Annotated in this window: 2 protein-coding genes and 2 pseudogenes; 2 read left to right on the top strand and 2 right to left on the bottom strand. The window is 61.7% G+C overall.

Annotation, left to right across the window (positions count from 1 at the left end):
- Window positions 1-176 precede the first annotated feature (176 nt).
- Window positions 177-1,259, top strand: a complete 1,083-nt coding sequence (locus I5W_RS05315; RefSeq protein WP_044528464.1) for a LacI family DNA-binding transcriptional regulator — start codon at window positions 177-179, stop codon at window positions 1,257-1,259.
- Between the two features lie 219 nt (window positions 1,260-1,478).
- Window positions 1,479-3,236, top strand: coding sequence for a gamma-glutamyltransferase (gene ggt, locus I5W_RS05310; protein WP_044528463.1), 1,758 nt, complete (start codon window positions 1,479-1,481; stop codon window positions 3,234-3,236).
- Between the two features lie 95 nt (window positions 3,237-3,331).
- Here ggt and I5W_RS05305 read toward each other — a convergent pair.
- Both I5W_RS05305 and I5W_RS32355 read right to left on the bottom strand, forming a co-directional pair.
- Window positions 3,332-3,838 (bottom strand): annotated as a pseudogene (locus I5W_RS05305) (transposase); the annotation flags it as partial.
- Window positions 3,824-4,075: pseudogene (locus I5W_RS32355) on the bottom strand (ABC transporter substrate-binding protein); the annotation flags it as partial. The pseudogenes I5W_RS05305 and I5W_RS32355, both read right to left, overlap by 15 nt.
- Between the last annotated feature and the right edge of the window lie 202 nt (window positions 4,076-4,277).

Below are 4,277 nucleotides of genomic sequence, written 5' to 3'. Positions count from 1 at the left end.
ATTTTGCCGGGTCAACACTTGTTGTGTTGCGGTGCGCAAGACGATGCGCACCGCAAGACGCAGCGTCGAGAAAAATTGTTTTGCAGAAATACGGCTTGGCACTTCGCCGTCGCCAACAGCAGCGCGCAAGCAGGTATCATGTGGCCACCTGAAAAGACCGCCCTCCTCCTCGATCCATGACCCAGCGCGCAGCACCCAAGTCCAAGCCCAAAGCGACCAGCCCCGCCGCCAAGCCGGCCAAATCCGCCGTGCGCGGCAGTCGCGCCACCGGGCGCGTCACGATCATGGACGTGGCTGCCGAGGCGGGCGTGAGTTCGATGACGGTCTCGCGTGCGCTCAAAACGCCAGCACTGGTTCAAGAACAGTCACGCCTGCGCATCCAGCAAGCCATCCAGAAGCTCGGCTACGTCCCCAACCAGGCCGCTTCCACGCTGGCCTCGGCACGCTCGCAGGTGGTGGCCGTGCTGGTGCCGTCCCTGACCAATGCGGTCTTCATCGAAACCCTCTCCGGCATTCGCGATTACCTGGCCCAGGCCGGCTACCAGTTCCTCATCGGTGAAACCGGCTACGTGCGGGCCAAGGAAGAACAACTGATCGCCACTTACCTGGCCCATGCGCCGGCCGGCTTTCTGCTCTCCAGCAGCGAGCAGCATGAGATCCTGCAAAGCCAAGCCGCCAGCCGCCATATCCCGGCGGTGCGCATGTTCGACCTGGGGCGCAGCCAGCAGGATTATTCGGTGGGGTTTTCGCAGACCCGCGCCGGACAGGCGGTGGCGCGGCATCTGGTGGAACGCGGCTATCGACGGCCGGCCTTTCTGGCGGCCCAGCTCGATCCGCGCATGATGAAGCGCCGCGAGGGCTTTCGCAAAGGTTTGCTGGAAGCCGGTATCGCGCCCGATATCGAAGTGCTCCTGCCCCAGCCGACCACGGTCGACATGGGGGCGCAACTGTTGCGCTGCGTGCTGGAGCAGCACCCGGATTGCGATTCGGTGTTCTGCTGCAATGATGACCTGGCCCTGGGTGCGCTGTTCGAATGCCAGCGCCAGGGCATCAGCGTGCCGCGCGAGATGGCCATCGCCGGCTTCAACGATCTGTCCTGGGCGGCCTGTGCCACGCCCTCCATTACCACGGTGGTCACGCCGCGCTACGACATCGGCTATAAGTCGGCCGAGATGCTGGTGCGCCAGTTGAAGGGCGAAGCCATTCCTAAAGGTCGGCTCGATCTGGGCTTTGAACTGGCGCTGCGCGAGAGTACCTGAAGCTCCACCGTAGCGATCTGCGCGCACTGCGATCCACACCATCGGTGGACGAATCCACATCAATCATCCATCCATTGCCAGTCCCTGGCTCTGGACAGAAAAGCTCCATTCTCTACAATCTCCCGGTGTCGTCCCTGCCCGCAGTTGCATCAGGGTGCGGTCGGCATTCCTATAAATAATATGCACATTCACCAGTCCAGATCATCAGGAGCATCCCTCATGCAGACATTCATCGGTCTTTGCAAACCCGCCCTGGCGCTGCTGCCACTGTGCGGCGCGCTGGCCTTGCTGCCAGCCGCCGCCCAGACACCGCCGCCGGCGGCCCCCGTGGTCAAGTACGACCTGACCTATGACATCATCAGCCCGGTCCACAGCCAGCACGGCATGGTGGCCACCGAACAGGAACTGGCCACCCAGGTCGGCGTAGACATCCTCAAGAAGGGCGGCAATGCGGTTGACGCTGGTGTCGCCGTGGGCTTCGCGCTGGCGGTGGTGCTGCCCAATGCCGGCAACATCGGCGGCGGCGGCTTCATGATGATCCACGATGCCAAGACCGGCAAGAACGTGGCCCTGGACTTCCGCGAGATGGCCCCGCAGCGCGCCACCCGCAACATGTATCTGGACGACAAGGGCAACGTGGTGCCGGGCCGCTCGCTCTATACCCACTTGGCCGTGGGCGTGCCGGGCACGGTGGCAGGTCTGTCGCACGCGCTGTCCAAGTACGGCACGATGAAGCTCTCGCAAGTGATTCAGCCGGCCATCGAACTGGCCGACAAGGGTTACCCGGTCAGCCGCAGCCTGGCGCTGATCCTGTCGGCCGAGCGTGAACACCTGGGCCAGTGGGATTCCTCCAAGGCCATCTTCTTCAAGCAAGGTCGTCCACTGCAGGAAGGCGAGATGCTGGTCCAGAAAGACCTGGCCAAGTCGCTGCGCCTGATCGCCAAGGAAGGCCCCAAGGCCTTCTATGAGGGCGCCATCGCCAAGAAGATCGTGGCCGAGATGGACAAGCACGGCGGCCTGATCAGCGAAGCCGACCTGAAGAACTACAAGGTGGTCGAGCGCGTGCCGGTGTCGGGCAACTATCGTGGTTACCAGGTCATGTCCATGCCGCCGCCGAGCTCGGGCGGGGTGCATATCATCCAGATGATGAACATCCTGGAACGCTATCCCCTGAAGCAGTACGGTGCCGACAGCGCCCAGACCATTCACCTGATGGCCGAGGCCATGAAGCTGGCCTATGCTGACCGCTCCGAATACCTGGGCGACCCGGACTTTACCAAGGTCCCGGTCAAGGGCCTGACCTCGCGCGCCTATGCCGATGAACTGGCCAAGAAGATCAACCCGGACCGTGCCACCCCGTCTTCCGAAATCAAGCCGGGCCAGCCGCAGCCGTATGAAAGCGACCAGACCACCCACTTCTCGGTGGCCGACAAGGACGGCAACCTGGTGGCCACCACCTACACGCTGAACCTGAACTTCGGCAGCGGCATCGTCGCCACCGGCACCGGCATCACCTTGAACAACGAGATGGATGACTTCGCCGCCAAACCAGGCGTACCCAATGCCTTTGGCCTGATCGGTGGCGACGCCAACGCAGTGGGCCCGTACAAGCGCCCGCTGTCGTCGATGTCGCCCACCTTCGTGCTCAAGGATGGCAAGCCCTTCCTGGTCACCGGCAGTCCGGGAGGCAGCCGCATCATCACGACCACCCTGCAGACCATCCTCAACGTGATCGACCACGACATGAACGTGGCCGAAGCCACCATTACCCCGCGCATCCATCACCAGTGGGCGCCGGATCAGTTGCGCGTGGAAAAGGGCTTGTCGCCCGATACCCTCAAGATCCTGCAGGACAAGGGCCAGAAGATCAGCGTGCAACCTTCCATGGGCCGTACCCAGACCATCCAGATCAAGGCGGATGGCTTCGACGGTTTCTCGGATCCGCGCAATCCCGATGGCCGTACCCTGGGTTTCTGAAGCATTGAGACACTGAAGCACTGAAGAAAAGGCTCCCGATCGGGAGCCTCAGGTTGATGACGAACCCCGTGTATTCGAACACGGGGTTTTGTTTTTCAGGCGCAGGTAATTTGCAGATGGTCGATGGCGCAGAAGCCAAGTAAGGCGCTCATTTTTCTCTGTAGCCACTTTAGTACGCTGGCAGAGGCGCTCAAGCCGTGTAAAAGCGCGCGCAAGCGCGCCACCAGCAGGGCAATCTTCTTCATGTTCTGGGCCGCCGCCGCCAACAAGCATTGCTCGGCGACCTTGCGCAATCCCCGCATACGGGCATAACGATGTCCGTGCAATTGCTTGGCGTCGGCGAAGCTGCGTTCTACCGTTTCCTTGCGTCTGGCATAGATGCGCTTGCCCCATTCGGTACGACGCCGATCATCCACCTTCTCCTTGGAACGCTCCCACACATGGCGCGTGACCACCTTGACCGCATTGGCGCTATTGGTGCATTGCTCGCGTACCTTGCAGCCTCGGCATTGCTCAGGCTTGGATTTGTATTCCCGATACCCCAGTTGATTGGTCGTGCTGTAGCGCAAGGGCTGACCCTGCGGGCAGATGTCTTCTTCCTTCTTGCCTTGTTCGTCTTCGATCACCAGGGCCAGCTTGTCGCCGTTGACGCCGCCCTTGGCATTGATTTCTTCGGAAGCCAGCGTGAAGCCGTTCTTGATGGCCACGCCATACTTGGCGGCCGGGCCGGTCAGCGCTTCGGCCACGCCCAGCTTGATGTCGGCGGCAAGGGCCGCCTGCGACAGGGCGGCACCGATCAGCAGGGCCGGAATGGTCTTGAGCATGGTATTGAATTGCATCGAGTTCTCTCCTCAGTTAGATATTGTAGAAATCGTCCGCGCAAGCTCACACGGCGATTCCTTCATCGAGGATGATGCAAAAGGCGCCCGGGATGGCCGGGACTTGTGCTCCATCCTCTGAAGAAACGTTTTGCGTCTCTTTCGATAAAGCCGGCACAGCCTACCTGAAATGTCGGGCCGCACCAGCAAGGGCAAATCCGCT

It is taken from the genome of Herbaspirillum sp. B65 (genome assembly GCF_000333555.1).
Lineage (GTDB): Bacteria > Pseudomonadota > Gammaproteobacteria > Burkholderiales > Burkholderiaceae_D > Herbaspirillum > Herbaspirillum rubrisubalbicans.
Note: the sequence above shows the minus strand (reverse complement) of the source record. Positions and strands in the feature narration are given on the sequence as shown.